General features: G+C 62.6%; 20 protein-coding genes and 2 pseudogenes. 12 read left to right on the plus strand and 10 right to left on the minus strand.

Features of this window, described 5'->3' with window-relative positions; all coding sequences use genetic code 11:
* Positions 1 to 193: 193 nt before the first annotated feature.
* The gene (locus tag RX329_RS13735) at positions 194 to 1,588 is read right to left on the minus strand and encodes a hypothetical protein (protein ID WP_317245942.1); all 1,395 of its coding nucleotides are present in this window, start codon (positions 1,586 to 1,588) and stop codon (positions 194 to 196) included.
* A gap of 338 nt (positions 1,589 to 1,926) precedes the next feature.
* Between RX329_RS13735 and RX329_RS13740 the strand changes: the two are divergent.
* Positions 1,927 to 2,091 (plus strand): annotated as a pseudogene (locus RX329_RS13740) (IS5/IS1182 family transposase); the annotation flags it as partial.
* Between the two features lie 730 nt (positions 2,092 to 2,821).
* Here the strand turns inward: RX329_RS13740 and RX329_RS13745 are convergent.
* The 3 genes from RX329_RS13745 to RX329_RS13755 form a co-directional block, all read right to left on the minus strand.
* A complete protein-coding gene (locus RX329_RS13745) occupies positions 2,822 to 4,360 on the minus strand; it encodes an FAD-dependent monooxygenase (protein ID WP_317245943.1) in 1,539 nt (512 codons plus the stop codon).
* A 244-nt stretch (positions 4,361 to 4,604) separates the two neighbouring features.
* A complete protein-coding gene (locus tag RX329_RS13750; protein ID WP_244561257.1) occupies positions 4,605 to 4,910 on the minus strand; it encodes a response regulator in 306 nt (101 codons plus the stop codon).
* A gap of 120 nt (positions 4,911 to 5,030) precedes the next feature.
* Complete coding sequence (locus RX329_RS13755; RefSeq protein ID WP_085360126.1) at positions 5,031 to 5,222, minus strand: hypothetical protein; 192 nt, start codon at positions 5,220 to 5,222, stop codon at positions 5,031 to 5,033.
* 351 nt (positions 5,223 to 5,573) lie between these two features.
* Here RX329_RS13755 and RX329_RS13760 point away from each other — a divergent pair, with 351 nt between their 5' ends.
* From RX329_RS13760 to RX329_RS13780, 5 genes and pseudogenes are all read left to right on the plus strand, one after another.
* Positions 5,574 to 5,873 (plus strand): hypothetical protein, encoded by a 300-nt coding sequence (locus RX329_RS13760; RefSeq protein WP_317245944.1) that lies wholly within the window; start codon positions 5,574 to 5,576, stop codon positions 5,871 to 5,873.
* Between the two features lie 62 nt (positions 5,874 to 5,935).
* Positions 5,936 to 6,366 (plus strand): annotated as a pseudogene (locus tag RX329_RS13765) (GNAT family N-acetyltransferase).
* Positions 6,367 to 6,604: 238 nt separating this feature from the next.
* Positions 6,605 to 7,873, plus strand: a complete 1,269-nt coding sequence (locus RX329_RS13770) for a CoA transferase (protein WP_317246404.1) — start codon at positions 6,605 to 6,607, stop codon at positions 7,871 to 7,873.
* Between the two features lie 185 nt (positions 7,874 to 8,058).
* Entirely contained in the window at positions 8,059 to 9,288 is a 1,230-nt protein-coding gene (locus RX329_RS13775; protein WP_085394662.1) for an acyl-CoA dehydrogenase family protein, read from the plus strand.
* Positions 9,289 to 9,297: 9 nt separating this feature from the next.
* Positions 9,298 to 9,849, plus strand: coding sequence for a flavin reductase family protein (locus RX329_RS13780; RefSeq protein WP_317245945.1), 552 nt, complete (start codon positions 9,298 to 9,300; stop codon positions 9,847 to 9,849).
* Positions 9,850 to 9,864: 15 nt separating this feature from the next.
* Here RX329_RS13780 and RX329_RS13785 read toward each other — a convergent pair whose 3' ends face one another.
* Positions 9,865 to 10,791: an NAD(P)-dependent oxidoreductase gene (locus tag RX329_RS13785; RefSeq protein WP_317245946.1), complete on the minus strand. Its 927-nt coding sequence runs from the start codon at positions 10,789 to 10,791 to the stop codon at positions 9,865 to 9,867.
* A gap of 166 nt (positions 10,792 to 10,957) precedes the next feature.
* Here RX329_RS13785 and RX329_RS13790 point away from each other — a divergent pair, with 166 nt between their 5' ends.
* From RX329_RS13790 to RX329_RS13815, 6 genes are all read left to right on the plus strand, one after another.
* Positions 10,958 to 11,941 (plus strand): ABC transporter substrate-binding protein, encoded by a 984-nt coding sequence (locus RX329_RS13790; protein WP_085349537.1) that lies wholly within the window; start codon positions 10,958 to 10,960, stop codon positions 11,939 to 11,941.
* Positions 11,942 to 12,019: 78 nt separating this feature from the next.
* Complete coding sequence (gene ilvD, locus RX329_RS13795; RefSeq protein ID WP_317245947.1) at positions 12,020 to 13,714, plus strand: dihydroxy-acid dehydratase; 1,695 nt, start codon at positions 12,020 to 12,022, stop codon at positions 13,712 to 13,714.
* A 121-nt stretch (positions 13,715 to 13,835) separates the two neighbouring features.
* The gene (locus RX329_RS13800; protein ID WP_410706289.1) at positions 13,836 to 14,681 is read left to right on the plus strand and encodes an ABC transporter ATP-binding protein; all 846 of its coding nucleotides are present in this window, start codon (positions 13,836 to 13,838) and stop codon (positions 14,679 to 14,681) included.
* Positions 14,678 to 15,463, plus strand: coding sequence for an ABC transporter permease (locus tag RX329_RS13805; RefSeq protein ID WP_317245949.1), 786 nt, complete (start codon positions 14,678 to 14,680; stop codon positions 15,461 to 15,463). Before RX329_RS13800 ends, RX329_RS13805 begins: the two co-directional genes overlap by 4 nt.
* Positions 15,460 to 16,227: an ABC transporter permease gene (locus RX329_RS13810; RefSeq protein ID WP_317245950.1), complete on the plus strand. Its 768-nt coding sequence runs from the start codon at positions 15,460 to 15,462 to the stop codon at positions 16,225 to 16,227. Before RX329_RS13805 ends, RX329_RS13810 begins: the two co-directional genes overlap by 4 nt.
* 36 nt (positions 16,228 to 16,263) lie before the next feature.
* On the plus strand, positions 16,264 to 17,310 hold the full coding sequence (locus tag RX329_RS13815; RefSeq protein ID WP_247485365.1) for a peptidase M29: 1,047 nt from the start codon (positions 16,264 to 16,266) through the stop codon (positions 17,308 to 17,310).
* On the opposite strand, the gene RX329_RS13820 is transcribed toward RX329_RS13815, so the two are convergent.
* Genes RX329_RS13820 through RX329_RS13840 form a run of 5 tightly spaced genes read right to left on the minus strand, consistent with a single transcriptional unit; the run spans position 17,307 to position 23,013 of the window.
* Positions 17,307 to 18,299: a 3-hydroxybutyryl-CoA dehydrogenase gene (locus RX329_RS13820; protein WP_247404966.1), complete on the minus strand. Its 993-nt coding sequence runs from the start codon at positions 18,297 to 18,299 to the stop codon at positions 17,307 to 17,309. The genes RX329_RS13815 and RX329_RS13820 overlap by 4 nt on opposite strands.
* Positions 18,300 to 18,302: 3 nt before the next feature.
* Entirely contained in the window at positions 18,303 to 19,391 is a 1,089-nt protein-coding gene (locus RX329_RS13825; RefSeq protein WP_247404963.1) for an NAD/NADP-dependent octopine/nopaline dehydrogenase family protein, read from the minus strand.
* On the minus strand, positions 19,388 to 20,911 hold the full coding sequence (locus RX329_RS13830; protein ID WP_317245951.1) for a long-chain-fatty-acid--CoA ligase: 1,524 nt from the start codon (positions 20,909 to 20,911) through the stop codon (positions 19,388 to 19,390). The genes RX329_RS13825 and RX329_RS13830 overlap by 4 nt, the downstream gene beginning before the upstream one ends.
* A gap of 2 nt (positions 20,912 to 20,913) precedes the next feature.
* Positions 20,914 to 22,203: an acyl-CoA dehydrogenase family protein gene (locus RX329_RS13835; protein ID WP_317245952.1), complete on the minus strand. Its 1,290-nt coding sequence runs from the start codon at positions 22,201 to 22,203 to the stop codon at positions 20,914 to 20,916.
* Positions 22,204 to 22,215: 12 nt separating this feature from the next.
* On the minus strand, positions 22,216 to 23,013 hold the full coding sequence (locus RX329_RS13840) for an alpha/beta hydrolase (RefSeq protein ID WP_317245953.1): 798 nt from the start codon (positions 23,011 to 23,013) through the stop codon (positions 22,216 to 22,218).
* Positions 23,014 to 23,092: the final 79 nt, after the last annotated feature.

The raw sequence follows: 23,092 nt of genomic DNA on the forward strand, positions 1-23,092 counted from the left end.
AAGGCGCGATGACAGGGACCGACATTTAGGTGCGCTCAAGCCAGTCAACCGGCGATGTGAGGAAGACTCCTTTTGGCCCGTTTGGGCCCTATCCACTGGGTCGGCCATTGTTCGCTTCTCGGGAACACCTGAAACGACGCTCATACTCTCGAACCGACGATAATGACCTAAGACGTCTCGTTGGTTAAGTTAACTAGCTGCTCGAAGCTTCCGCAACGCCAGGCGTTCCTGCTTCTTGACCGCTGGTGGGCGCCTGTTGCGACTCTTTCAGGAGCAGCAGCGCCGCAGCTGTGACGAGACCGGTGGTGAGCAGGTACACGGGCGATATGTTCAAACCGGGCCCTTCGATGACCAGATAGGAGAACAATCCCGCGGTCGACGCGATGAAGCCGAGCCAGGCAAGCTTCGGAAAGCGAAATCCACGTTCGCCGCGCCAAAGATCAAGCACGAGGTAGTACACGAGAAGGCTGTTGCAGAGTGCAGCCGGCAGCACGCCCAGGACGATTCCGTTTTCGAACGCGAGATAGGATAACACGCCGTCGACCTGAGCCATCACCGCGAAGGGCACATAGCGCGGATTGAGGCAGGCCAGGCCGATCGACGCAAGCTCGAACGCGTAGAAGTACCGCTCGTGCATCTTCGGGAGCAGATACGGCATGAGCATGAGCGATACACAGGCGGCGAGCAGAATAAACTCCGGCCCCGCCCGTCGAGAGCGCGCGATGAAGATCGACAAGGCGAGCCCGCTCGCGGCCGCGAGCACCATGCCGACGGCGACTCCGATCGCGTACGGCATTCCGCCAGCCAGCACCCAGATGTTCGCTGCGTTCATGGTGAGGCGATTGAAGGTGTGAGCTTGGTCCAGATAGACCGCGAACACGGAGGCCAAAGATCTACCGGCGACCAGAACCGGAATGGCGAGAACCACATAGATCCCGGGAAGGGTGGCGAGCCATGCCGGGTGGATCCTGCGGCGCAGAATCATGCCGAGTACGAACGGTCCCAGGAACACGCCCTGAGCCTTCACCGAAAAGGCCATCGCAAATGACGCAACGCCATTTCGGTCCCGCATGAACAGCGCGACGGAAACCAGCGTGAAGAAGGTCCAGATCGAATCACTCTCCGCCCACACTGCGCCGTTGAAGATTACCGTCGGTGCAAGCCAGACAGCGCAGAAGGCCAGGGAAGCGCGCAACGGCAGCTTTGTCGCTCGCCAGACGATCTGGGCCACAGTGATCGCGCAGCCCAACTCGAATACTGCCGAGATCGCTTTCACGAGGGAAAGTGGCTCGCCCAGCCAATCAAATCGGGCGGCAATCAGCAGGAGATAGCTGTAGAACGGCGTGTAGTTGGTAAAGGCTTCGGCCAGCCCGGCGACTCCGTGATCGCGAGCAAAGACATACCAGGGGATCAGGAACTGAAAGGCGTCGTCGGTCGCGTGCTCCCGGGCGAGGTAACGGAGCCCAAGGCCTGCAAACCCGCACACCATCACTAGGCCGATCGCAAGCGGCGAGTTCGTGGGCAACGTCTCGTTAGGACTGATGCAGAGGCCGGGATCGGCCGACGTGCCGATAGTGTCTTTTTTCACGCGATCGCTTTTGCTGTTGAGGTCTTTGAAGGCGCTGCGACTTCATTTTTGCGATCAACCTAGACGAGCAATCACTTCCAGTTTCATAAAGAGCGGTTCTGCCATGGGCAATTTCTCCCAGAAAGATTGTTTGGTTAGCAAAGCCTTAGTGGAACTGATGATCGTTTAAAGTGGGTCGGCCGCAGGGACGCGAGTTCGTATTGGGCCGCCTTCATGGTCCTCACGTCGCCGAACGCGCCCGCGGAAGATGCGTTGACCGCTTGGTCGCCGGCGAGCATTAGTTGCGCCTCCCGTGTGGATTAAAGGGCCCGCCGGTGGCAAGGCCGTTCGCGTGATCTCATCCGTTCGGCACGATGAAGGGTTGAATGGGAGCAACACACTTTCTCACGAGAAAGTTGCCAAAGAAGGCGATCGAGATGTCGCTCAATGTGCTCGCCTACAACATCGGGCGAGCGATTATGATCGTGGGCGTAGGCGGATTGCTGGGGGCGATGCAGGCATGAGGTCGGCTCTTCGCGGCCAAATCAGCGCCTAGATGAAGCTTCTGGTTGTCAGGAGGTCGATCCCATCGCATCAAAGCCCCGGCGGCCGCGGAATGCGCCGGTAGGCCTCAAGTTTCACCGTTTTCACAGGGCCTGGGCCCTTAGCACACATGCGAAACGATGCTCAACAAGGGCCGCTATTGGACGCGTCGCACCATTTACTTCGGTTGCACAAGGCGGCTGCTATTGAAGTGAAGCGGGAGTTCTCAACGATGGACAGCATGGCATCGTAGAGCCCAATGGATTTGATACGTCGGGCAAAACCTGGCAGAATAACATGATCGAGACGAGTTTGTTTTCGCCCGCGCCGGGCCTTTGCGCCGCGGATTTTGCGTCTCGAATAACTGATTTGAAACTGTAGAGCCATTTTCCCTATGACTGAAATTGTGAAGTTCCAGCCGCGCTCTAAGGCAGTTCGCAGGATGAGGCATGAGCACGGAAGCGAAAGGGGCGTCGAAATCGCGTTGAAGCAGGTAGGGGCACCGGATGGCCACAATGGATCGCCGATGGGCTAGCTTATGAACCGGAAAGGCCGGCTCTGGAATTTGGCTTGCCCGGAAACGCAGCCGCACCGGAAGCCGACGAGCGGCGCAACATCCGAATCTTGAGTCGTGTTGCAAAAACCTGATACTCAACAGCCTGCGGCGAACCGCGGGCTGTTTGTTTCCGGCGGCGGGTGCACTGCTTCTCGTTACGCCGCAGGCGCCCCGAACCACCTCGTCAGCGCGTCCGCAAGTCCGTGATGACTTTGATCTCTCACCCAGGCCACGTGCCCGTCCGGCCGCACCAGCACGGCGCTTGGTACTGCGACTTGTCCGACGTTCGGAAGCTCCCAGGCGCCCTCGTGTTTGACATCCACTGTTTTGATGCGATCAGCCCATGGTGCGGTATCGAAGCTATTCTTCTCGCCAAGATTGAACAGCAAGCCCCGCGCGTCGTGCAGCAGCGTGAATAGTCGCAGCGGACGCCCTTCGAGTGTCAAATCGAGATCGGGGATGCGGCGCCCGAGCAGTGCGTGTCCTTTGCCGAGATCATAGTGCACGTCGAGCCCGCTCATCATCGCGCCAAAACGCTTACGCGGCTCGTCCATGCCGAGCAGTTCGGAGACGATTTCGCGCGCGGCCTTGAGGCCGTCCTCGCCGCGGCGGAGCAGGGCGATTTGCGCCATGGTGTTGCGCAGCACGCGCGCGGCGACGGGATGGCGCTCGGCGTGGTAGGTGTCGAGCAGGGTTTCGGGCGACAAACCCTTGACCACTTGCGCGAGCTTCCAGCCGAGATTGACCGCGTCCTGCAGGCCGGTGTTGAGGCCCTGCCCGCCGACAGAGTGATGGATATGCGCGGCATCGCCGGCGATTAGCACGCGTCCGCTGCGATAGGACACGGCCTGCCGTGCCGCATCGGTGAAACGGGAGATCCAGCACGGGCTGTGGAGTCCGAAGTCGGTGCCGTAGACGGCGACGAGGGCTTCGCTGAGATCGCGGGGGCCAGGCGCGCCGGTGCGATCGAGCGTCGCTTCCGTCACGACGACCAGCACGCGCCCGCTCTCGGTCTTGCTGAGGCCGTGAAAGCCGAGCGCGTCGTGGCGCAGGCCCCATTCCGGCTCCACTCGCATCTCGACTTCGGCCATGAGGTTGCTCAGCGTCGGACCTGTGCCTGCGAAGTCGATGCCGGCGGCCTTGCGCACCAGGCTGCGGCCGCCGTCACAGCCGACCAGATAGTTTGCGCGCAAGGTCTCGCCGCCGGAGAGCGTCACGTCGATGCCGGTCTCGTCCTGCGCAAAACCCGTCACCTCGTGGTTGCGATAGATCGGCACCGCGAGCTCGCTGACCCAATCAGCCAGGATGCGCTCGATGTGGCTCTGCCGCAGGGCGAGCCCGTAAGCGTGGCGGGTGGGGAGGTCGCTGATGTCGAGCCTGGTCCAGGCGAAGCCCGCGAGCTGGGTGATCTGTCCTTCGCGCAGGAAGCGATCCGCGACGCCGCGCTGGTCGAGGATCTCGATGCTGCGCGCGTGCAAGCCGCCGGCGCGCGTGCCTGTTAGCTCCTGGTCGGCGCGCCGTTCCACCACGGCGACGTCGACATGCGCGATCGCGAGCTCCGCGGCCAGCATCAAGCCGGTCGGGCCAGCGCCGGCGATCACCACCGCGTGGTCTTTCACTTGGTGTTGGGCGTGGCGGGCGCCAGCCCCTTTGGCGTGGCCGCGCGTCCGGGACGTCGGAAGCAGTACAGGCATGTGATGACCCTCGGTGTCGGATGGTGTTCGGGTCGAGGGTTCTACGGCAGGGTCGGGGGCTTGAAGCAAGCCCGTTGCACACCACATATCTGCGTGGGGAGAGAGAATCCTTTGTCCGCGTTCGCCGCGTTGACACGTCGGGCAAAACACCGGCATAATGCCATCATCGAAAGAGAATTTGGTTCAACCCGCGCGGACGCGATCCGCTGCAGGTTTTGTTTTAGGTTTTCTGGGCTTGCGACCTTCAGCAGATGCCGGTGGTCCGCTGCATGGTGCTGGCGAGTTCCTCGAACGAAAACGGCTTTCTGATCATGGGAAGGCCGTCGCGCCGGGGTTCACGCCCGGACAATTGCAGGATCTTCAGTTCCGGGCGGTCTCGCCTGGCCCGCTCGGCCAGTTCATGACCGTCCATGCCAGGCATGTTGATGTCGGTGATGAGGATGGAGATATCCTGGTTCTGCTTGAGCCGGTCAAGCGCATCGTGGCCGCTCCGGGCGCTGATGACTTCGCAGCCGAGATCTTCCAGCATGTCAACGATGACGTCGAGCACGCTGGCATCGTCGTCAACAACCAGTACGGTATGGCTCATCGCACAACGTTCCTTCTGAAGGAATAAACGCGGCCGCCGTGGCGTAAGTTCCGGCGAGATGTGCCCCGTCTGCGGAGCGGCCTAATCGTCCTTCGACAAATCGCCGGGTTTGGTGGGAAGGTCGATGGGGCCGCCCTCGCCATTCACGAGATCGCAGTCCTTGTCGCCGGCGTCCTCAACGACGGCTTCTAGCGTGTCCCGCTCCTTGTCGCTGCGCGGCTTTCGTCCAGGAAGATTTGGCGACGTGTTTTGTGAGGTCGTCTTGAGCGTCATCTGCCGGCCCTCCTGATCGCCTAACGCGGCTTAAGCGAATTCGTTCGTTTGACACGTCTGCGAAAACACTGGCAGAATGGCATCATCGAAACGAGTTGGTTCACCCGCGCGGAAAGCTTCCGCCGCGGGTTTTTTTCGTCTCGATCGAGATCGGACGGCCGCGGCGCGTTGCGGCCACGCACTCGTCGAACCTGGTGCGCCGCCGGCCGTACCATTGCTGGCCGCGGACGCGCGAACGTGCCGGCCCACGGCGCCGGGCCAGTGCTCGCGCCGCTGCGGTCTCCGGAGCCAATCTGGTTGTCTCCTACTTCGCTACGCGCGGCTTCGAGAACTTTGAAGGATCATCAAGCGGTGAAGATGACAGATGATGAAGTCAGGGCGATGGTTGCCGAGCTGCTGGCTGAGCAACATAGGCTTCAGCAGGCGAACTTTGATGCCATCGTATTGCGGACGGTGGCATCGGTGCTGGCGTCTTTCGGAATTGATAATGACGATCGAAAGGAGCTAAGGGCGGATTTTCAGCATCTGCGCCGATGGCGAACGAGCGTCGAGCAGGCGCAGAGCTACACGCTCAAGGCCGTGATTACGGTGATCGCCACCGGTCTGATGGGTGTCGTTGGGCTAAGCGTCAAGGTCGTGCTCGGCAAGTGAGCCTCAGCCGCGACGACATTGCTGCATTCCACTCACGTCGTCCTTCGCCAACGGACGGTCTCATGTACAGAATTCGCATCGTCGATGCATCCGATGACGACATCGCCGATACATTGGCCGACCTTCACCGGTTGACGTTCTTCGATGCGGCTCTCTTGCCACAATTCGAGTTAGGGGGCGTGGTGGCTTGCCTATCACGGCGCTAAGCCAGTAGCCTTCGCCGGTTTCGTGAACGTCAACGCACATTCGAAATGGCGGCTATTTCTCCAGGGTCGGTGTGTTGCAGCGGCACACGGGACGTGACCTCCAGTGCAGGATGATGCGGGTGATCGAGGCAAGGGCACGGCGTATTGGATGGGACAGCATCGTCTCGGATACGACGGACAATCCGGTGTCTGCCAATAATTTCATCCGGGCGGGCTATCGACTCTTTGAACCCCATGTGCCCTGGGCTTGGCCGCATACGCTTTACTGGCGAAAGCGGCTTCGCTGAGCGAGTGGAGCCAGGTTTCCCGTGGTGCGGAACGCGATTCACGCAACGCAAAAATGGTTCGCGCGAGATGAAGCGCAACACGGAACGTTCAAGGGCCCGGCAGCTTGACAGCTGCGGGGCCCTTTTTGCGTATTGAAGCGATGCGGGCGAAGGACTTGCGAAGTCAGCGGTGCCGGGCTTTAAGTTTGCTCCTGCGGGAAATTCGGCAACCATAAGCCGATGTAAGGGAGCGCCGTCGATGCCCACCAAACCTCAATTGCCGGAACGTTCGTCGCGGGCGACGGGGGCGCCTACCGCGCTCGATGGTCTGCTGGTCGTCGATTTCACGCGTGTGGTTGCCGGCCCGGCCTGTACGCAGACGCTTGCTGATTTCGGCGCGCACGTCATCAAGATCGAGAATCCGGACGGGGGCGACGACACGCGCGCGTATGAACACGCCGAGATCGGTGGAGAGAGCGCTGCCTATCTCAGCCTGAATCGCAATAAGCGCGGCATCGCGCTCGACCTTACCGTGCCGGAGGCTCGTGAGATTGCGCTGGGTTTGATTCGCAAGGCCGACGTGGTCGTCGAGAATTTTTCCAGCGGGGTCATGAAGAAGTTTGGCCTCGACTATGAAACGGTTGCGCCGCTCAATCCGCGGCTGGTCTATTGCTCAATCTCCGCCTACGGGCGAACCGGGCCGTTTGCCTCGCGTCCCGGTTTTGATCCGATCACGCAGGCGGAAAGCGGCTTCATGTCGCTCAACGGATTTGCCGATGGCCCTGCGGTTCGCACCGGCCCGCCCATCGTGGACATGGCGACGGGGATGTCTGCCTGCAACGCCATCTTGATGGCGCTGTTGGCGCGGGATCGGCTCGGTCGCGGTCAGCATGTCGAGGTCGCCCTGTTCGACGTCGCGATGGGCATGACCGGTTTCTATGGCATGGCCTATCTGATCAACGGCGAAAATCCCGGTCGGTTTGGTAATTCGCCGAGTGGCTCACCTACCGTCGGCGTGTACGAGGCCTCCGATGGACCGCTTTACATGGCCTGCGCGAACGACCGGCTCTATCGCCGGCTGGTGGTTGAAGTGCTGAACAGGCCCGATCTCATCACCGATCCGCAGTTTGCAACGCGCAAAGCCCGCTCCGAGCACAAGGAGCTTTTGCGAGCAGCCATCGCGGAGGTCTTTGCGAGCGATACTCTCGAGAACTGGATGACCAAGATGAAGCTGGCCAATATTCCGGTCGGCTATCTCCGAACGGTCGAGGAGGGGTTCAATGCACCGGAGGCGCGAGAGCGCCATCGCTTGAACCGGATTCCGCATCGTACGGCGGGGTGGGTCCCGAACATCGAGCCGCCGATTGCCATGAGCTTGACCGGCCCGGTTGATCCTGTGGCTGCTCCGCTGCTGGGCGAGCACACGGAGCAGGTCTTGCGTGATACGCTGGGTTACGACGAGCGTCGGATATCGCAGTTCACCCAAAAGGGCGTCTTCGGATCGGGCAAACCCTCGACGTCGGGCTGAGCCTGGAGGGCGATCCTACAGGCCAGGCCTCGCGCGGCTGGCGGATCATGGCTTGGCAATGCCGCCACCTTCGCGGTATCGCATCCTTCCGGCGCCTTGTTCAGGACCACCATACTCCGACAGCGCTGCCTCGGCTTGATTTGGCAAGGGTCTCGCCGCATAAATGCATAAAGCGAGGGATATGAATGGCGCCTGGTCAAGAGCCGAGCGTGGGCCGGCCCGCGGCGGTGCAATCCGATGAACCTGCCCATGCGGCAATGGTCGCGAAGGCCCGGGCCCTTCTGCCGCGGCTGCGAGAGCGGGCGGCACGGACGGAGGAGTTGCGGCATTTGCCGCCGGAAACCGAGAAGGATCTGCACGACGCGGGCCTGTTCCGGATGCTTCAGCCCAAGCGCATTGGCGGCGCAGAACTCGATTATGTCGCCTTGATCGATTGCGCGGACCTGCTCGGACAAGCGGACGCCTCGGTGGCATGGAATCTGGCCAATCTGGCGAGCCATCATTGGATGCTCGGCATGTTCCAGCCGACGGCGCAGGATCTGGTCTGGAGTCGTGATCCGGACACGCTGATCGCGTCCTCGTTCATTTTTCCGGCCGGACGTGCCACGCGAGTTGAGGGCGGATACCGGCTCCACGGCAGCTGGCCGTTCTCCTCGGGCGTTGCCTCCTGCGCGTGGAACATGCTTGCAAGCGTGGTCTACTCCGACGATGAGGCAGACGGCATCGAGTATCGGATATTTCTGCTGCCGAAAGCCGACTACAAGGTCCTCGACACATGGAATGTCGCGGGGCTGCGCGGGACAGGGTCCTGCGACGTGGAGGTCAGGGACGCTTTCGTGCCCGACGACATGACAGTCGCGGTCGGCGATCTTGACGGCGGTCCGACTCCGGGAAGCAAGCTCAATCCCAACCCGCTGTATGCGCTCCCGGTGTTCTCGCTGTTTCCCTACGTTCTCTCCGGCGTCGCGCTGGGGAACGCGCAGGCGTGTCTCGACGATTATGCGGAGGTCGTCCGTCATCGCATTTCCACCTACAACCACGCCAGGCTGAGCGACTTTCAAAGCACCCAGATCAAGATCGCGGAGGCGTCGGCGAAGATCGACGCTGCACGCCTGATCATGCGCTCGGCCTGTCTGAATGCGATGGAGGATGCAAGGCGGGGTCATATCCCCGATATGGCGACCAAGACCCGATATCGGCGCGACGGCGCTTTTTCAGTAAACTTCTGCACGGATGCGGTGTCGATGCTGTTTGCCGCGAGCGGAGCACGGGGCCTGTTCACGACGGGCGCGTTGCAGCGGCAGTTCCGCGATGCGCACGCGATCAACTCGCATCTCGCGTTCAATTTCGATGCGGCCGGGACCAATTATGGACGCGTGGCGCTGGGGCTGCCGTCCGAGAATCTCACGCTGTGAGGCCGGCCGATGAATGATCTGCCGAAGCAGCCGGCCGTTCCCGATCCGGCCAACGAACTCGCGAGCGACAGCTCGCCGATCGATCCCCGCGATTTTCGCAGCGCGCTCGGCACCTACGCCACGGGCGTGACGATCATCACGGCCGCGGCTACCGACGGCAAGCCCTATGGCCTGACGTGCAATTCGTTCGCCTCGGTCTCGCTGAATCCGCCGCTGGTTCTTTGGAGCCTCGTCGTCTATTCCTCTAGTCTGACCATCTTCCAGAACGCCAGTCATTTCACGGTCAACGTTCTTGGCGTTTCGCAACAGGCGCTTGCGAGCAAATTCGCCAAGTCGTCTGATGACAAGTTCACCGGTGTCGGCTGGACGCCGGGCCTCGGCAACGCGCCGGTGCTCGCCGAGAGCGTCGCCAATTTTCAATGCCGCTCGGTCAATCGCTATTACGGCGGCGACCACGTGATCTTTCTCGGTGCGGTCGAGGCCTATACTTACAATGCGAAGGAGCCGCTGCTCTTCGCGCGAGGTGCGTTTGGCCGATTTCTTGCCGACGAGCGCAAGTAGTCACTCCAAGCGTGCTCAGCTCGCGGTGAACGGTTCAGCGCTCCCCGCCGAAAGCTTGTAGATTTCGAGCGCGTCCGCATCCGCGCCTCGCGCGGCCTTGGCGAGCCTGAAAAGTTGTCCTGCGAGCGAGGCCATGGGCACCGGCGTCGACGTCGACTGCGCGACGTCGACGACGGTATCGAGGTCCTTGAGCATCGTGGCGATATGACCAAGCGGCGGTGAGTGTATGCCCTGGACCATCCGCGGCACAAACAGCTGCAACGGAATGGAGTCCGCGAAGCCGCCGGCGAGGGCTTCGGGTAACCGGTTGGCATCGATTCCGGCGTTCACGGCAAGGCGTGTTGCCTCCGCAAGAACGGCCATCGCGCATCCGACGATCACCTGGTTGCACAGCTTTGTGGTCTGCCCCGCGCCGGTCGGGCCCATGTGGGTGAACCTGCGTGCCATGGCGAGCACGTAGGGGCGGACCCGCTCGATATCGCCTGCTTTTCCGCCGGCCATGATGGCAAGCGTGCCTTCCTCGGCGCCCTTGGTGCCACCGGACACGGGCGCATCGATCCAGCCCGCGCCGTTCACAGCTAACAATCGCGTTGCAAGGTCTCGTGCGGCGTCAGGATGGATCGACGAGAAGTCGACCACGAGCTTGCCCGCGCCGGGCGCAGTTGAGATACTCTCGGGCCCGAAGATCACCTCTTCCACGGCAGCCGCATCCGTCACGCACATGAAGACGATGTCGGAGCTCTCCATCAAGTCACGGGGGGTGGCTGCGCGCCTGGCACCCGCCTCGACGAGCGCGGCCATCTTCCCTTCCGAACGGTTCCAGACAGTGATCTGATGGCCGGCGTTGAGCAGGCGCCGGCTCATCGGTGTCCCCATCAGTCCAAGGCCGAGATAGCCGAGCCGCTCGACGCCTTGCGGGTTTGTCTTGCTCGCTTCAGCCATAGGTTGCCTCCATCTGCCGCCGCGCGACGCTGCACTACCATACATGGCGTAACTCACGACGAAACCGCCCCGCCTGCATGGCTTGCTTGATTGTTTGAACCATGAAACATTTGCCGCGGTCGGGTTGGATGGCGCCGGTCGGCGCCCGGGCAGCGGAGTGGGCACGATGCGAACCGTTTCGAAGTGGATCCTGGCTTTGGGGGCGGCAGCGGCCGTGAGCGCGAGCGCAGGCTCGTCATGGGCACAGCAGACAATTCGCGTCGGCTGGACGATTCCGGCCGAGGAATCCAAATACTGGATGATGCGCCGCCCGGCTGAGTTTCCCAACATCGGCAAGGCCTACAACATCGAATGGACCCAGTTTCAGGGCACCGCTCCGATGACGCAGGCGTTGGCGGCGGGCGCGCTGGATTGCGCGACCCAGGCGCCGCTGTCGCTCGCCAACGGCGTGGTTGGCGGCAACCTCAAGGCCTACATCGTGGCGCAGCATGTCTTCGAGAAGGCCGGTGGTTTCTCGGTCTACTGGGCTGTCATGGACGACTCCCCGATCAAGACGATCGCCGATCTCAAAGGCAAGACGGTCGGAATCTCCGTGATCGGCGGCGGCACCCAAGGCCCGTTCAATCTGCTGCTGAAGCAGAATGGCATCGATCCGGCCAAGGACATCAAGCTGGTCGAGGTCGGCTTTGCCGTCTCCGAAGATGCGTTGCGGCAGGGCCGCGTCGATGCGGTCAACATGAACCAGCCGTTTGCCGCGCGCGCGGAGGCAAAGGGCGGCACGCGCAAACTGTTCTCGCTGTCGCAGGCGATGCCGAACATCGTGCACATCCTGGAAGCCTGCCGTGCCGATTTCGTCGACAAGAACCCGGAGCTGGTGAAGGCTTACGTGCGTGACATTACCTCCGGCATGAAGAAAGCGCTGGCCAACCGTGATGAGACGTTGAAGGTCGTCAACGAAGTCCTGAAGGCACCCATTCCGGTCCTCGAGACCTATCTGCTCAAGGACAACGACTTCGGCCGCGATCCGGGCGCGGCACCGAATTTCCCCGCGATCCAGAAGATGCTGGACATCTACGCGGAGACAGGGATGCTGCCAAAATTGGACGTCGCGCAATTCAAGCATCCGACGATCGTCGCTCCGCTACAATAGGCGATTGAACGAAGGATCCGAGCGAAGAGGTCGCGGCGTCCGGGATGATGCGGGACGTTGCATGAAGAAGATGCACGTATGAAGAAGCTCCGATCTCGGATCACGACGGATGGCCTCGACCGGGCTCCGCACCGCGCGTTCATGCGCGCCATGGGGCTCGACGACGCTGCGATTGCCAAGCCGATGGTCGGCGTCGTCAGCATGAAGGGCGAACAGACGCCCTGCAACATGACGCACGACTTTCAGGTCGCAGCGGCCAAGACCGGTATCGAAGAGGCCGGCGGCACGCCGCGCGAGTTTTCGACCGTGTCGGTTTCCGACGGTATCAGCATGAATCACGAAGGGATGAAGTTCTCCCTTTTTTCGCGGGAGCTGATCGCCGACTCGATCGAAGCCGTGGTCCATGGTCTCGCCTACGATGCACTGATCGGATACGGTGGATGCGACAAGACGCTTCCCGGCGTGATGATGGGCATGGTCCGTTGCAACGTGCCGGCTATTTTCATCTATGGCGGCAGCGCGCTGCCGGGCCGCATGGACGGGCAGACCCTCACCGTGCTCGACTCCTACGAGGCTGTCGGCAGCTTCATGACCGGAGAGATCGACCGCGCCACGCTCGAGCGGATCGAGCGGGCCTGCCTGCCGACCATCGGCGCGTGCGCCGGCCAATTCACTGCCAACACCATGGGGATGGTGTCGGAGGCGATGGGCCTCACCATTCCCAATGTGTCGATGGTGCCGGGTGTCTATGCCGAGCGCGCGCAGATATCCAAGCGGGCCGGCCGCCTCATCATGGAGATGCTGGAGCGCGGCGGGCCGTTGCCGCGCGACGTCGTGACGCGGAAATCCCTGGAAAACGGTGCGGCGATCGTGGCTGCCACGGGCGGTTCGACCAATGCTGCGCTGCATCTGCCGGCGATTGCGAACGAGGCCGGGATCGCATTCACGATCGACGATGTCGGCGAGGTTTTTGCCAGGACGCCGCTGATCGGAAACCTGCGGCCTGGAGGCAAATATACGGCGAAGGATGTCTACGACGTCGGCGGCGCTGCCGTGGTGATCCGGGAACTGATCCAGAGCGGGCATATTGATGGCAGTTGCCTGTCGATCACGGGCCGTACACTTGCCGAAGAGTATGGCGCCGCCAACCCTCCTGACGGAGAGGTCGTTTACGCGGCTCGCGCGCCGATCATGCCAGATGGCGGTGTGGCAGTGCTGAAGGGAAACCTCTGCCCTGATGGTGCGGTAATCAAGGTTGCGGGGCTGAAGAGCCAGTTGTTCGAAGGCGTGGCGCGCATCTTCGAAGACGAAGAAGCTTGTGTCGCAGCGGTTCGCGACCGCAGCTACAAGGCGGGCGATGTGCTTGTGATCCGCAATGAAGGGCCGGTGGGTGGCCCCGGCATGCGCGAAATGCTCGGCGTCACCGCGCTGATCTATGGCCAGGGCATGGGCGAGAAGGTGGCCCTGATCACGGATGGACGGTTCTCCGGCGCCACGCGAGGAATGTGCATTGGCTATGTGTCTCCCGAGGCCTTCGTCGGCGGTCCGCTGGCGCTGGTACGCGATGGCGACAGGATTCGGATTGATGCCGCGAACCGGCGGATGGACATGCTGATCGACGAGCAGGAACTCGCTGCTCGCCGACACGATTGGAAGCCGCGTCCGCCTCGTCACCGTGCCGGTGCCCTCGCCAAATATGCGCGATTGGTTGGCCAGGCACCGGGCGGAGCCGTCACGCATGGGGGCCCGGCAGAATGGCCCTGGTTCGGATGACGCGGCGAAGCTGGCCCCAAAAAGCCCGTGGTCTGGCAAGTTTTTTGCTAAGCTCGCGTCGCTGACGGAGCATGTTCAGCAAGCCTGTTGCGCAGGGTTCGCGCGAATGAAGTGAGACGGGATGAAGGTAGTGCCTTCGAGATCGAGCGAATGGATGAGACCGGTGACGCCGCAAAAACCGGCTTCTGCAATCATCGAGATCGAGAGCGTCTCGCAGGTATTTCAGACCTCGGCGCGCAAGGACCATGTGGCGCTATCGGACATCTCGCTGGCGATCGAGGAGGGAGCCTTCGTCTCCATCCTTGGTCCGTCCGGCTGCGGCAAGTCGACATTGCTTTACGTCGTCGGCGGCTTCGTCAGCCCGACCAGCGGCTCAGCAAAGATCAGGGGACGGACGATCACGGGACCAGGGCCGGATCGCGGTCCGGTGTTCCAGGAGTTCGCGTTGTTTCCGTGGAAGACCGTGCTGGGCAACGTGATGTACGGCCCTCGCCAGCAGGGCGTGCGCACCACCGAGGCGGAAGCACAGAGCCGGGCTTTGATCGAAATGGTCGGGCTCAAGGGCTATGAGAACTTCTATCCCAAGGAACTGTCCGGCGGCATGAAGCAGCGCGTGGCATTGGCTCGAACGCTTGCTTACCATCCTGAGGTTCTTTTGATGGACGAGCCGTTCGGCGCGCTCGATGCTCACACGCGAACGCGGCTGCAGAACGACCTGTTGAACATCTGGGAGCGTGATCGCAAGACGGTGCTGTTCGTCACGCATTCGGTCGACGAAGCAGTTTTCCTCTCGGACAAGGTCGTGATGATGTCGAAATCGCCCGGCCGCATCCGCGAGGTGATCGACATCGATCTGCCGCGGCCGCGCCGCCGCAGCGAGCTGCTGCTGGACCCTCGCTACCAGAAATACGTCGTCGATATCGAGCGGATGTTCGACGAGACCGACCCTGTCGAGTCTCCCTCATGATATCGCCCTCCGCCTTGGCGAGACGGGCTGCCCCGGTGCTTGCCTGCATCGGATTGCTCGCGATCTGGCAGGCGGCGTCCCTCGCGTTGAAGAATGACAGCTTTCCGACGGCAATCGAAGCAATTCGGGCGATTCCGGACATTCTTGGTGACAGGGAATCTCTGATCAACATCCTGGCCTCGCTCCGCCGCATGGCGGTCGGATTTGGCATAGCGGTATCGGTTTCGATCCCACTCGGCCTGTTGATGGGCCGCAGCCGGGCCGTCGCGGCCTTCTTCAATCCGCTCCTGATGGTGATCTACCCGGTGCCGAAGGCCGCCTTGATGCCGATCATCATGCTGTGGCTCGGCGTCGGTGACATCACGAAGACGCTGGTGATCTTCCTCGGCGTCAGCCTGCCCGTGATCTATCACAGCTTCGAGGGCGCCAGGGCGGTGGAAGAGAAGATGCTATGGTCGGGCGCGGCGATGGGGCTTTCGCCTGCGCAACGGCTGGTCCGGATCGTATTGCCGGCGGCGCTGCCGGAAATTCTGACCGGTTGCCGCACCGGACTCGTGCTGGCGCTGATCACGATGATCACCAGCGAGATGATCGCGCGTCAGTCCGGCGCCGGCAACATCCTGTTCAATGCACTCGACATGGGCCAATACGACACCGTCTTTGCGATGATCATCATCGTCGGCGCGATGGGAATCTGCCTGGATGCAATCTTCGAGCGGGTCCGCGCAAGGCTGGTGCGCTGGTCCGAACCGCAGTTCGACTTGCCCTTGAGCTTCTCATGATGCCGCAGCTTCGCTCCACCAGCATCATCCTTGGGCTCGCGCCGATCGTGCTGGTGATCGCGCTGTGGCAGGGCCTCGTATCATTTGGCTTCGCGCCTGCGGTTTTGCTGCCGCCGCCGGGATACGTCTTCGGCAGGCTGTTCCAGCAACTCGTGACATGGACGTTTCAGCAGGAGATCGCGGCGACCCTGATCCGGTTGTTTGCCGGCTTCGCGATTGCGGTCGTGCTCGGCGTCAGCATCGGCATCGCCGCCGCCGCCAGTCCGGCTATCAACGCCGTGGTCCGGCCGATCGTGCGCGTGCTGGCGCCGTTGCCCAAGGTCGCGCTCTATCCAGCATTGCTGCTGCTGCTCGGCTTCGGTCATGGATCGAAGATCACCCTGGTGGCGGCGGATGCACTTTTTCCCATTTTGTTGTCTACCTATTATGGCGCGTCAACGGTGGAGCAGAAGCTGATCTGGTCGGCCATGGCGGCGGGAACGCCGCGCTATCAGATCCTGTTTAAGGTGGTGCTGCCGGCGGCGATACCGTCGATCCTGACCGGTTGCCGGATCGGCCTTGTCATTTCCTGCATCGTGGTGTTTCTGGCCGAGATGATCACGTCGAGTGACGGGCTCGGACATGTGCTCGTCACGGCGGCCCGGACCTTTCAGGCCGTCGATATGTTCGTGCCGCTGATCACGATCTCGCTGCTGGGCCTGATCCTGAATGGCCTGCTCGGGGCCGTGCGCGCGTACCTGCTGCGGGGTTTCCCCGAAGCATGAAGTGACGAAGAAGAAACCAGAAGACCGGAGTAGACCATGCTGGCTGATCGCATCGAAGCAAAATGGATCGACGCATTTTGCGAGATTTTTGAGCGATGCGCGGTGAAGGCGGGTGATACCGCGGCGATCCTCTCGGAAACCCAGTCACGTGCGTTGAATGTTCACCTGGCGGAGCTCGCGCTGCTGCGCCTGGGCGCGCGACCGTTTCACGTGGTCATGCCGACCCCGCGTAACCGGAATATCGTTCCGGTTCGCTCGACAGGGGCGAGCGAGGCGATCCAGCGGCTCGGCCCGGTCATCACCGCGCTTCAACAGGCCGGCTTTGTGGTGGATTGCACCATCGAGGGCCTGATGCATGCGGTGGAGACACCCGAGATCCTCAAAGCCGGCGCGCGCATCCTGGTGATCTCCAACGAGCATCCCGAAGCGCTGGAGCGGATGGTGCCGGATTCCGCGCTCGAGAAGCGCGTTCGCGCGGCGGCGAAGATGCTGCGCGGGACCAAGCGGATGCGGGTGACGTCAAAAGCCGGCACGGCGCTCGACGTCGATATGGTCGGCGCGTCCACGGTCGGCGTTTGGGGCTGGACGGACAAGCCCGGTACGCTGGCGCATTGGCCCGGGGGCATCGTCGTCAGCTTCCCCAAGAGCGGAACGATCAACGGCACGCTGGTGATGGCGCCCGGCGACATCAACCTGACCTTCAAGCGTTACCTGACCTCGCCGGTGAAGATGACACTGAAGGACGATTATGTTGTCGAGCTGGAAGGCGAGGGCACGGATGCCGCAATGATGCGTGCCTATCTTGCCGCCTGGGGCGATCGGGAAGCCTATGCGGTGTCGCATGTCGGCTTCGGCATGAATCCCGGCGCGCGCTACGAGGCGCTGTCGATGTATGACCAGCGCGACACCAACGGCACGGAAATCCGTGCCGTCTCCGGCAACTTCCTGTTCTCGACCGGTGCCAACGAATTCGCCGGCCGTTACACGGCGGGCCATTTCGATCTGCCGATGATGGGGACGACGATCGAGCTCGATGGGGCCGCCGTGGTGCGTGAAGGGGTGCTGCAGGACGTCTTCGGCTAGTTCCGATCGAGCACCGGCGGGCGAGCCAGGTCAAAGTGACGGAGCAGGTCGACCATGGCCTGAAGCCGTTTTGCCCGATAGGCGTCGATGTCCATACCTGAATAATCCAGAAAGCCTGCGCCCGTTCGCAGGCCGATCCGGCCGTCGCGCATGTTCCGCGAAATGACCTCCGGTGCACGATAGCGGTCGCTGCCGAGTGCGCCCTCGAGATAGCGGCTGGCGTAGTACAAAATGTCGCCGCCACCCCAGTCGATGAATTCGAGCAGCCCAAGCACGGCGTAGCGGAAGCCGAAACCGTAGCGGATCGCCTTGTCGATGTCTTCTGCGCTGGCGACGCCTTCTTCGACCATGCGCGCAGCCTCGTTCATTGCCAGCGCCTGGATGCGCGGGACGATGAAGCCGGGAGTCGCTGCGCAGACCACCGGGACCTTGCCGATGCCTTCGAGTAGCGCCTTGACCGCCTCGATGATGCCTGGATCGGTGGCTTTGCCTGGCGAAACCTCGACCAGCGGGATCAGATAGGCCGGATTGAGCCAGTGCACATTAAGGAAGCGGCGAGGATTCACAATCGCGCCCGAGAGATCGTCGACGAGGATGGTCGACGTCGTCGATGCGATGATCGTATCGGGGCCGACTTGTTTTGAGGCCGCCCCCAGCACGTCCCGCTTCAGCTCGACGATCTCGGGGACGCCTTCGAAGACTATTCCGGCATCGGACAGTGCCGCATCGCTCTGGCTGGCCGGCACCACCGAGACCCGCGCGATCAGCGGATCGACATCCGCCTCGGTCAGTAGCCCCAGCTTCGCCAGGTTGGCAAAGGTCTTGCTGACTTCGCCGAGCGCATCTGCCTCCAGCCTGGCGAAATCTTCGGCTGAACGGGCCTTGATGTCGATCATCGTGACCATATGCCCGGCATAAGCAAACGCGACGGCGATGCCGCGGCCCATGCGGCCGGCCCCGAGACAGGCGATTGTGGCTCGGTTGGTCATCGGTCAAAATCCCTTGCGAAGAAGCGTCTGCAAAGCGGCCTTGTCGAGATTGCCGAGGCCCAGCGTCTCGAGGGTTCGGCCGCCTTGCGTAAAATCCTCACCGCAGATTGCGCCACCGATGGCCAGAAATCCCTTGGCCAGCGGCGTAGCCACGCCCGCCAGGCCGGCGACAGAGACCAGCAGCGATAGCCCAAGCCGCAAATCCTCTCTCATGTAGCGGTGCTCAGTCAGCACGATCCGCTCGCGCCAGTCGCCGGAATCGGTCAGCCGGTCGTGCGAGCCGCGGCCATACATCCAGATCTCGCCTTCCTTGGCATAGTGATGGGCGAGCGGAAAATGCGGTGCGCCATACCCGAGCGCCTCACGCACGGCCATCCGTTCGGCATCGAGCGCGTCGGTGACACGGCGAATCGCGGCTTGCGTTCCTTCCTTGTGGATGTCCCACTTCTCGAAATGCTCGATCGGGCCAGCATTCATCACGATCAGCGGCGGATGGATAATCGGGCCTGCATTCATCAGCGCACCGGAGAGAGCATCTCCGCACGGCTCGACCGCGCCGGGGAAAGCCTGTCCGATCACCTCAAGTGCGCGCGGCGCCTGATCGAGCGGGAGAACGCCGACCGGCAGTCGCTTGGCGCGGATGGTGATCGCCACCTCGAATGGTCCGTGCTTGCGGGTCAGCCAGGGCAAGGTCCCGGTTTCGGCAAAGCACGCCTTGGCGTGGTTGCCGGCATCCCGCGCAGCCTGGGCGAAGATCATCGAGCCGAACGTGGCCGGCGGCAGAAACACGACCTGTCCATCCCGCAGATGTGGAGCAAGCAGGCGCGCGATATCAGTCTGCGCGAAGGCGGGGGCGGGGCACAGGATCAGCTCTACGCCCTTGACGGCCTCGGCGATGCCGGTCGTCACCAGCGCCAATTTCACGTCGTGACGGCCGTTATGATCCTTCACCAGGATGCGCGAGCCGGCGGCGCGATGTGCTGCGACCTGATCCGCGTCGCGGCGCCAGAGCCGGACCTCATGTCCTGACAGCGCAAAATCGCCCGCGGCCGCGAAAGAGCCGTTTCCCCCACCCAGAACCGCAATCTTCAAGATGCTTCTCCTTGCGCGCGCGATTGCGCATCAAGCTGCTTCAGCAGGAAATGCTGGACCTTGCCCAGCGCGGTGCGCGGCAGGTCGGTGACGAAAATGATGTCGCGCGGAACCTTGTAGCGGGCGAGTTGGGCCTGAAGATGCACTTTCAACGCGTCTGCTTCCAGTTGACCGCCGGATCGCGGGATCACGTAGGCGATGGGCACCTCGTCCCAGCGTGGATCGGGCCGGCCGATCACGGCGCACTCGCTGACATCGGGATGTTCGAGCAGGACGCGTTCGACCTCCGCCGGATAGACGTTCTCGCCGCCGGAAATGATCATGTTCTTCTTGCGATCGCGCACCCAGAAATAGCCGTCCGCATCGCACAGGCCAATATCCCCGGTACGATACCAGCCGTCGTGCAGCGCATCGCGCGTGGCGTCCGCATTGCCCCAATATTCGAAGAACACGTTCGGGCCGCGCACCGCGATCTCTCCCGGCGCGCCCGCCGGCACCTCGTTGCCGGCCTGATCAATCAGTTTTGCTTCGCAGCACAGGCCGGCAAGTCCGGTCGATCCCGCGCGCGAGAGATCGCCACCAAGCCGGGTGTAGACTGCAATGGGGCATGTTTCCGTCGAGCCGTAGACCTGAAGCACCGGGACGCCGCGCGCGACGAAGCGGTCGATCAGATGCGGCGGCACGATGGTCGAGCCGGTCGCGACGGCTTTGAGTGATGAAAGGTCGGTCATGGTCCAGGCGGGATGCTCGCTTACGGCCTGGATGATCGCTGGCACCATCACGGTCAAGGTCGGCCGTTCCCGTTCGATGGCCGCAAGCGCGGTGTCCGGCGTGAAGCGTGCGTGAACCGTGACCGTCGCGCCCAGCTGGAGCGCAGCCGTGGTCTGGATGTTGAGGCCACCGACGTGGAAGAACGGCAACAGCGTCAGCACATGGTCATCGGACGTCATGTTGTGCATGTGCTGGCTCATGACGCCGTTCCAGAACAGCGCCTCCTGGCGCAGCACCGCGCCTTTGGGTCGTCCGGTCGTTCCTGACGTGTAGACAATGAGAAGCGGACAGGAGAGATCGGTGTGCGGGTTGCGGCCGGTGCCCCGGCTTCGAGCCAACAGGTTTTCGAATGTCGTGCCGTGGGGCGGCTCGAAATCGAGCCCGACAACAGCAGTCCCCTGAAGTTCGGCAAGAACCCCCTCAAATGCCTGCTCGAGCACCAGGACCTTGGCGCCGGCATCGGTGAGGATGAACAGCTGCTCGGCGATAGCCAGCCGCCAGTTCAGGGGCACCAGCATCGCGCCGAGCCGCGCGCAGGCATAGAGCAGAACCAGATAGTCCGGCCGGTTCAGGCTGAGGATCGCAACGCGGTCGCCCCGGCCGACGCCGAGCTCCTGCTTCAACGTCGCCGCCGTCCGCTCGATGCGTGCAGCGAACGCCGCATAGCTCAACCGTTCGCCCTCGAAGGCAATGGCTGTCTTGTCTGGCGCGAACGCCGCGTTGCGATCGATCAGACTGCAGAGATCCACCGTCAGTCGTCCGTTTCGCCGGGCTCGTACAGCGCTTCGCGCCCGATCCGGTCGAGGCAGAGCTCGGCTGTCCAGGGCAACATCAGCGAGCCGCAGCGGCTGTCGCGATAGATCCGCTCGAGCGGCAGCGAGCGGAGCATAGCCTGACCGCCACAGGTGCGGATCGCGAGCGCGGCGAGCTCATTGGCGCCCTCCATCACCGAATATTGCGCGGCATAGGCGCGAAGCACCTGCTCCTTGCTCGGATTGGCGCGCGCCTCGGTGACCGCCTGGAACCAGATTGCCTTGATCTGCTCGAGCTTGATCTGCATCTGCGCGACCGCAATCTGCTTGGTCGGATACATCCTGCGCTTGACCGGCGGCATGCCCGGTACTTCGCCGCGCAAATATCGCACGGTGAAGTCATGGGCGGCTTGCGCAAGGCCCATATAGGTCGGCGACAACGTCAGAAACATGTGCGGCCAGCGCATCGCGGCCTGGAAATAGACGCCCCGCGGCATCAGCGCCGAATCTGCCGGCACGAACACGTCCTTGAACAGCAGCGTGCGCGAGACTGTTCCGCGCATGCCGAGCGGATCCCAGTCGCCGACGACCGAAACGCCTTCCGATTTTGCAGGAATGGCCAGGTAAAGCGTATTGCGGCGCGAAGCCTTCTCGCCTTCCTCGATCTCGGTGCAGAGAACGCCGTAATAGTCCGCATGGCCGGAGAGTGATGCAAAGATCTTCTTGCCGTTGACGATCCAGCCGCCCCCGACCGGCCGTGCTTCCGTGCCGAAAGCGACCCCGCCTGCCGCTGCCGCACCGCCCTCCGAGAAGGGCTGCGAATAGATCGCGCCATCGTCGACGATGCGCTTGTAGTGGACCGCACGTCGCCGCTCGTGCTCGGCGCGAGTCTCTGCATCCATGTCGAGATCGTCGGCGAGCGGGCCCGACCACAGCGTCGAGCAGACATGCATGTTCCAGGTGAGCGCAGTCGCGCCGCAATAGCGGCCGATTTCGGCTGCCGCCAGTGCGTAAGTTTGATAAGTCGCTCCGAGGCCACCATGCTTCTTGGGTACGGCAATACCAAGCAGGCCGACGCGATGCAGGTCGCGATAATTCTCGGACGGGAAAATCGCCTCGCGATCGTAAGTCGCGGCGCGGCCGGCGAACACGCTCTGGCCGATCTCGCGCGCCCGCGCGATGATGCCGGCCTGCTCGTCGCTCAGTCGGAATGCGACGGGATCGAAGATCGGCGCATCCAGCGCGACCTTGTCACTCGCGCCGATGGTCTTGCTGACTTGCATTGTCATTGCGCAGTCATCCTACGTGTTGATCGCGACGGAGTTCAGGAACCGGCCGAGAGCCTCGTCAAAGGCATCGGGGCGCTCAAGGTTCGCAAGATGGCCGACACCGGCCAACTCGACATACTCGGCAGATGGAATGTAGGTCGCCGTCTTCGCCATCATTGGGGCTGGTGCGTTGTTGTCCTTGGAGCCGGACAGCAGCAGCGTCGGGATGGAAATGTCCTTGAGGGTGCTGCGTTGGTCGAAGCCAATCAACGCCAGCATCATGGCGCGATAGCTCGCCTCGGGCACGCTTGCCATGCACTCGCGTGCAAGCTCCATTCCCCTGGGATCAGGATCGTCGCCCACCAGTTCCTTCACCAGAGAGGGCGCCAGCGACTTCATCGTTTCGCCGCGATCGAGCGGCCCCAGCCGTGCGGCGATAAACGATGTCTGCCAATCGCCGTCGGCCTTGCCGAACGCGGGGCTGGTCTGCGCCAGCACGACCGCGCGCGCCGGTTTCGCGGATTGCACCAGCCATTGCTGAACGATCATGCCGCCGATGGAATGCCCGATCAGAATTGGCTTGCTCGCACCAAGCTGCTCGATGAATCGCTGAAGCGCATCCGCCAGGGCAGCGATGCTGACGCTGGCGAGCGGCGCCGATCCGCCATAGCCCGGCATGTCCCATGCAATCGCGTGAAAGCGGTCGCCGAATGTGGCAAGCTGCCGCCGCCAGGCCCGTGCCGCACCGCCGATGCCATGCAGGAAAATCAGAGGTGTCCCGCCCGGATCGCCCGCGGCTTCATAGGCGAAGCGGCCGTCCTTTGTTATCATTGGCGCAGGCTGCGACACGCGACATCCTTTTGCTCGGCCCTTCGATGCTAACAGGCCTGTGAGGGATGGGAAGAGATAA

This window comes from Bradyrhizobium sp. BWC-3-1 (genome assembly GCF_032917965.1).
GTDB lineage: Bacteria > Pseudomonadota > Alphaproteobacteria > Rhizobiales > Xanthobacteraceae > Bradyrhizobium > Bradyrhizobium canariense_D.